The 6764-nt window shown below is 48.2% G+C and carries 4 protein-coding genes; all 4 read left to right on the top strand.

Translation table 11 applies throughout. The annotated features are described in order from the left end of the window. Positions 1–207: 207 nt before the first annotated feature. Genes AC5JLB_RS10675 through AC5JLB_RS10660 form a run of 4 tightly spaced genes read left to right on the top strand, consistent with a single transcriptional unit; the run spans position 208 to position 6512 of the window. The gene (locus AC5JLB_RS10675) at positions 208–2838 is read left to right on the top strand and encodes a CHAT domain-containing protein (protein ID WP_495873813.1); all 2631 of its coding nucleotides are present in this window, start codon (positions 208–210) and stop codon (positions 2836–2838) included. 8 nt (positions 2839–2846) lie between these two features. Beyond that, the gene (locus AC5JLB_RS10670) at positions 2847–3593 is read left to right on the top strand and encodes a DUF928 domain-containing protein (RefSeq protein ID WP_495873812.1); all 747 of its coding nucleotides are present in this window, start codon (positions 2847–2849) and stop codon (positions 3591–3593) included. A gap of 26 nt (positions 3594–3619) precedes the next feature. Beyond that, complete coding sequence (locus AC5JLB_RS10665; RefSeq protein WP_495873811.1) at positions 3620–5875, top strand: CHASE2 domain-containing protein; 2256 nt, start codon at positions 3620–3622, stop codon at positions 5873–5875. A 7-nt stretch (positions 5876–5882) separates the two neighbouring features. Next, positions 5883–6512, top strand: coding sequence for a response regulator (locus tag AC5JLB_RS10660; protein WP_495873810.1), 630 nt, complete (start codon positions 5883–5885; stop codon positions 6510–6512). Positions 6513–6764 lie beyond the last annotated feature (252 nt).

Here is a 6764-nt window from a genome sequence, read left to right as displayed (position 1 = left end):
TTGTTCTCAAGTCTTTACCAAGTCAGGCTTATCAGGAATGGTGCAAGATCTGAGTTAACTTATCTATCTTGTCTAGTCTGATCTCATGAAAACCGGGATGATGAATTATTAACTCAACCAAAAACAGATATCTGCTAATACCAGCACCGAAAGGAGCTATAGCATTCCATGAATGAGAGGCATTGGAGCAGGCGAATCAGTCGGGGGATGTACAGTATACAACGCCTCTTTTCAGAAAGAGGATGGCGGCGATCGCTGCACTTTGCTCTGTTGGGATTGCTGATTGCCGTTAGTCTTCATGCAGAAATTGCATCTGGATTAGAGAGACCCTACAACTGGAAGACAGAGCCAATCAGGAGCACATCAAACTCTCCTTCAGCTCAGGTGCAGCAGGCAGAAAACCACTACCAGGCAGGGCAGATTTCTGACGCGATCGCGCTTTGGCAACAGGCTGCCACTCATTATGAGACGAACGGAGATCGCCTGAATCAAGCCCTCGTTCTCAGTTTTCTCACCGCTGCTTATGAAGATGTGGGACAGGGGATTCAAGCCGATCGCACGATCGATCAGGCACTCTCGCTGTTAAAAGCTCAAACTCCAACGTCTGTTGAAACCTCAGCGATTCTCGCCCAGGTTCTCACCGTTCAAGGAAAGCTACAACTAACGCAAGGTAAAGCGACAGAAGCATTGGCAACCTGGCAACGGGCGGAAGCTCTTTACCGCAAGACGAACGATACCAGCGGAATTTTGGGCAGTCAGATCAATCAGGCAAGGGCGTTACAGGCAGAGGGATTTTACAGACGAGCGACCGATTTACTGACACAGGTGGAGCAGTCCCTGCAAAATCAGCCCGATTCGCGGCTCAAAGTCACAGGTCTGCGAAATCTAGGCAAGATGCTACGGTTAGTCGGAAATCTAGCGCAATCTCGAACTGTCGTGGAACAGAGTTTGGCGATCGCCCAGAAACTTCAAAACAAAACTGATATTAGCGGCATTCTATTCAGTCTGGGCAACACAACCCGCGCCCAGGGAGAAATAGACACCGCTCTAAATTTCTATCGAAAAGCTGTCGATACGGCTCCTTCGCTCACAGCAAAAACTCAGGTTCAACTTGCCCAATTAAGTTTGTTTGTGGAAAGCGATCGTCAGACAGAAGCTCAACGTTTGTTACCACAAATTCAATCTCAGCTTGCTCAGCTACCTCCGGGTCGTCTAGCGGCGTATGCTCAAATTGACCTAGCTCGGAGCATCGTGGAAATGAGCCGTCATGAGACAAAAGCTTTATCTCCCAATCTTCTAAAAATCTCAGCCCAGGAACTTGCAACTGCGGTTCAACAAGTTCGCACGTTGGGTGATTCTCGTACCGAATCTTATGCCCTTGGTACGTTAGGCAGCTTGTATGAAAGAACTCATCAATGGGACAACGCTAAAACCTTGACCGAACAAGCTCTCAGTTTGGCTCAGTCTGTCGATGCCTCCGACATTGCCTATCAGTGGCAGTGGCAACTTGGACGAGTTTTGTGTCAAGGCAAACAGGATTGTATCTCTACGGGAAACTTGCAAAAGGCAACGGCTACCTATTCGGAAGCGCTCAGAACATTGCAATCGCTTCGCAGTGATCTGGCAGCCATTAATCAAGATGTGCAGTTTTCGTTTCGAGAAAGTGTTGAACCTGTTTACCGACAATTTGTAGAATTGCTGCTGCAATCGGAAGCTGATACACCGAGTCAGGAAAATCTGAAACAAGCGCGTGAGACGATCGAAGCACTCCAGCTAGCAGAACTCGATAACTTCTTCCGAGAAGCTTGCGTTAATGCTCGTCCGGTAAAGATTGATCAGATTGATCCCCGCGCTGCGGTCATTTACCCGATCATTCTACCCAATCAGTTGGCGGTGATTCTGTCTTTGCCGAATCAACCCCTGCGCTATCACAAAACGCAATTATCTCAGACAGAAGTTGAGCAACTCCTGACTCAAATGCGGCAGTCCCTCAGACCCACTGCTTTTGTCGAAGATTGGCTGCCCATCACTCAACGAGTCTACAATCTGCTCCTGCGTCCTATAGAGACTGAACTTGCAGCAAGCGGTGTCAAAACGCTCGTGTTTGTGCCCGATGGCTTGCTGCAGAGTTTGCCGATGGCGGCGCTCCACGATGGTCAGCGTTATCTGATCGAAAAGTACAGCGTGGTACTCACTCCCGGTTTGCAACTACTTCAGCCGCAACCCCTCGATCGCCTGCGCTTACAAGCTCTATTAGCAGGATTGACTCAAGCCCGAAATAATTTTGCCGCATTGCCTAATGTTGCAGTTGAAATTAACCAAATTGAAGCAGAAATTTCGGCTCAGGTTCTGTTAAATCAATCGTTTACTAATCGAGCCTTTCAAACCAAGGTTGATTCCACGTCCTCGTCAATTGTTCACTTAGCAACGCACGGTCAGTTTAGCTCGAATGCAGATAATACCTTCATCTTGACCTGGGATGGACGAATTAACGTCAAACAATTAGACCAACTGCTGCGCTTTAGAGAAGGAAAACTTAACCCGATCGAACTGCTCGTACTGAGCGCCTGTCAAACCGCAAGCGGAGATAAACGGGCGGCTTTAGGGATGGCAGGAGTTGCGGTGCGATCGGGAGCACGCAGTACGCTTGCATCGTTATGGTCAGTCAGCGATCGTTCCACCGCATCGCTCATGATTGAGTTTTATCGGCAGTTAGGAAAACCCGGAATCACAAAGGCTGAAGCCCTCCGCCTTGCTCAGGTCGCTTTGTTACGCCAAGATGATTACACTTCGCCCTACTATTGGGCACCGTTTGTTCTTTTAGGAAATTGGCTTTAAATCACGTTATGTACTCCATAAAATCCCTTCTGTATTTCGTACCTGCTAGTACTGCTCTAGCTTTGCTGGCAATCGCTCCCAATGTGGCAACCGCAATTTCACCCCAACCCGGCTTGACCACAACACTCATCGCACAAAGCAATCCTCCCCCTCCCCCTAGCAATCCAGGTAGCTCATCTGCTGGAGGACGGCGTGATCTAACAGCTTGTCCTCAAGACAAGATCACGGCAACTACCGATCCGAAATTGACTGCTCTTAGCCCCGCCAGCAAATCTGGCGTCACTTTGACAGAGCGACCTACTTTTCTCGTGTTCGTCCCCAAAACCAGCGCTAAAAGCGCAGAATTTAGCCTCCGCGATCGCAACAATAACGGCGTGTATCGTACTACACTTGCTCTACCCAACACGCCTGGTATTGTTAGCCTCAGTCTTCCAGTCCAAGCACCGCCTTTAACCATTGGCAAGCAATATTTATGGTCATTCGCGATGATTTGTAACCCCAACGATCGCTTGGACGATCGCTTTGTCACAGGCATGGTGCAACGAATGACGATCGATGCTACTCGCTTACGCCAAATTCAGCAGGCATCACCCAAGGAACGGGTTTCGCTCTACCAAAAAGCCGACGTTTGGTATGATGCCCTCGCTGTTCTGTTTGAGCTAAAACGCACTCAACCGAATGACCCAAGCATCAATACAATTTGGCGTGAATTTCTGCAATCCGGTGGCGTGGATGTCATGCTGAATGGTAGGTAGAAGAAGTTATAATTCGCGCTCACCATATGTGGACAACTCTAAAACAGCACTTTCGGCAATGGCGTGGCGTTTTGATCACTGTTCCCAGTGTTGCTGGAAGTTTGCTGATTTTACGGTTTGCCGGAGCGCTTCAGTTCATGGAGTTGATCGCGTTGGATCAACTGTTCCGCTTTCGTCCCTCTGAACCTGCTGATTCTCAGATCGTTCTCGTGACCATTGATGAATCCGATATTCAGCAGCTCGGACGCTGGCCCATGTCTGATGCGGTGCTGGCTCGCTTACTTTCATCGATCAAACAACAGCAGCCAAGCGTCATTGGGCTGGACATCTTTCGAGATTTACCTGTCGAACCGGGTCATCAAGAACTCAATCACGTTTTTAAGTCCACACCCAATTTAATTGGTATTGAGAAAGTCATTAAAACGGCTCAGGGTGAAGTTATTCAAGCACCGCCCCTTCTAAAGCAGGCTGACCAGGTGAGCGCTAGTGATCTGCTGTTGGATACTGATGGCAGAGTTCGTCGCAGTTTGCTGTATTTAAGAAATTCAGATCGTCGCTCGATCTTTACACTCGGCGCACGTTTAGCTTTTTTCCATCTGGACAAGCAGGGAGTGAAGCGTCAACCGCTTAACGCTGACCAGACGCAGTTCCGGCTAGGTCAAGCTATCTTTACACCCTTACAACCGAATGATGGCGGTTATGTTCGGATGGATGCACGTGGATACCAGATTCTGTCAAACTTCCCCAAATCTTCAACCGGGTTTCGCTCCCTTTCAATGACACAGGTACTACAAAATCGCATCCCGAAAAATGTCCTGCGCGATCGCGTTGTCTTGATTGGATTAACCGCTGAGAGCCTTGCAGATCGTTTTTTCACCTCCGATACGACCGACTCAATTGCCGCACCTACTGGCGTTGAAATTCACGCTCTATTAGCCAGTCAACTGCTCAATGCAGCTTTGAACGATCGCCCTCCATTAAAGGTTTGGTCAGAACCACTGGAAGGGTTGTGGATTATTACTTGGTCTGCGATCGGTGGGGTCATTGGCTGGGTCTCGCGATCGCCTCGTCAAACTGCCTTTAGAGTCATTTTATTCGGAACTGTGCTTTTAGGCAGTGCCTACGGACTGTTTCTAGCGGGTTGGTGGATCATCATCGTTCCTCCTCTGCTGGCTCTTGTGGGATCTGCCATTACGAGCAGTGGCATCCTACTCTGGGAGAACCTCAAGGAGTATGCCCGCACGCTGGAACAGAAGGTAAAAGAACGGACCATAAAACTAGAGGCAGAAATTGTTGAACGACAACAGACGGAAGAAACCTTGAGTCACCAAAAACAACTCCTCCAAACGATTGTCGATCACATTCCGGTGATGATTACGCTTTACGATGCAACGGGACAAATCGAATTCGTTAATCGTCAGCTTAAACAGATCCTGGGCTGGTCAACCGCCGATCTGCACCATATTGATTTGATTGCTGAGTGTAGTTTTGATGCAGAACAGCGACAGCAGATCCGAGACCATATGTTAGCTGCAACTGGCATTTGGTTAGACCTCAAAATTAGAACAAAAGACGATCGCTTCGTCAATACCACGTGGGCAAACGTTCAACTTGCAAATCATTTATTTGTTGGCATTGGACAAGACATTAGCGATCGCAAACGCGCTGAAGAAGCTTCGATTCTAGATGAGCGTAACCGCATGGCGCGAGAAATTCACGACACCTTAGCCCAAGCCTTTACAGGCATTTTGCTGCATGTCGGAGCTGCAACCGAGCAGATAATCAAAAAACCAGCAGCAGCACAAACTCATCTCGAAACTGTGGATGAACTGGCACGGACTGGGTTAGCTGAAGCACGGCGATCGGTCGCAGCACTGCGACCCAAATCATTAGAAGAAGGCAACTTATTTAATGCTCTCAAACAATTGACCACGCAAATGCAATCATCGATGGATACACAGCTTACTTGTAAAATCAGTGGTACAGCCTATGCATTATCCCCCCATGTGGAGAATCATTTACTCCGCATCGGACAAGAAGCTTTAACCAACGCTGTTAAATATGCTCACGCTACTCAAATTCACGTTGAATTAGTGTGTGAGGAGACTCAGTGTCGGTTGCGGATTAAAGATGATGGACAGGGATTCAATATTGACCAAATCTCTCAAGGATTTGGGTTGCTCGGCATCAGTGAACGGGTAGAGCAGATTGGCGGTGAATTAATGATTCACAGCCGACCTAATCAAGGTACAGAAATTGTTGTCGTTGTCAGCCGGGAGTAGGGCAGCCATGGATCAATCAACTGTCATTCGGGTTCTAATTGTGGATGACCATGCGATCGTTCAGCAAGGAATTGCCGCCATTATCAATGAAGAAGCGGATATGACGGTTGTGGGTCAGGCAAAAGACGGGATCGAAGCGATCACCCTCTTTCGTCAAACTCAACCTGATATCACGCTAATGGACTTGCGGATGCCTCAGATGACAGGAGTAGAAGCAATCAGTGCCATTCGCGCTGAATTTAATACGGCTCGCATCATTGTGTTGACCACCTATGACGGGGACGAAGACATTTACCAAGGTCTCCGAGCAGGCGCACAGGGCTATCTACTTAAAGACACGAAACCCAGCGAACTGCGAACTGCCATTCGTACCGTTTATGGTGGTCAAAAATATATTCCACCTCATGTTGGTGCTAAGTTAGCGCAGCGCATGAACAATCCAGAGTTAACCGCTCGTGAGATAGAAGTCCTTCAATTGATCGTGCAGGGGATGAGCAATCTAGAAATTGGTGCTGCTCTGAACATTACTGAAAGCACCGTCAAATCGAATGTTAACCGCATTTTAAGCAAGTTGGGGGCTAAAGATCGAACCCAAGCAACCATCATTGCACTAAAGCGAGGAATTGCCAGCCCCTAAGCCTGTTGTGAATGAGCAAGAAATACCCCGCAATTGTCAACTATATAGAACCCATTTGAGATCTTAAGGAGAGGCTGCAAGCCGCTTAATCATTAGCCGAATGAAGCAAAGGTTGATTTTAACCGTGGCATTGGCAAGCGTCCGCTCAAAGTTCTTGACTAGAGGGTGTTATGCACTTTTGTTAGAGTGGAGGCATAAATAGAACGCCTTATCCGACGGACGTGAGCGATGAAGAATGGGCATTTGTCGTAC

The organism is Myxacorys chilensis (assembly GCF_059505265.1).
Note: the sequence above shows the minus strand (reverse complement) of the source record. Positions and strands in the feature narration are given on the sequence as shown.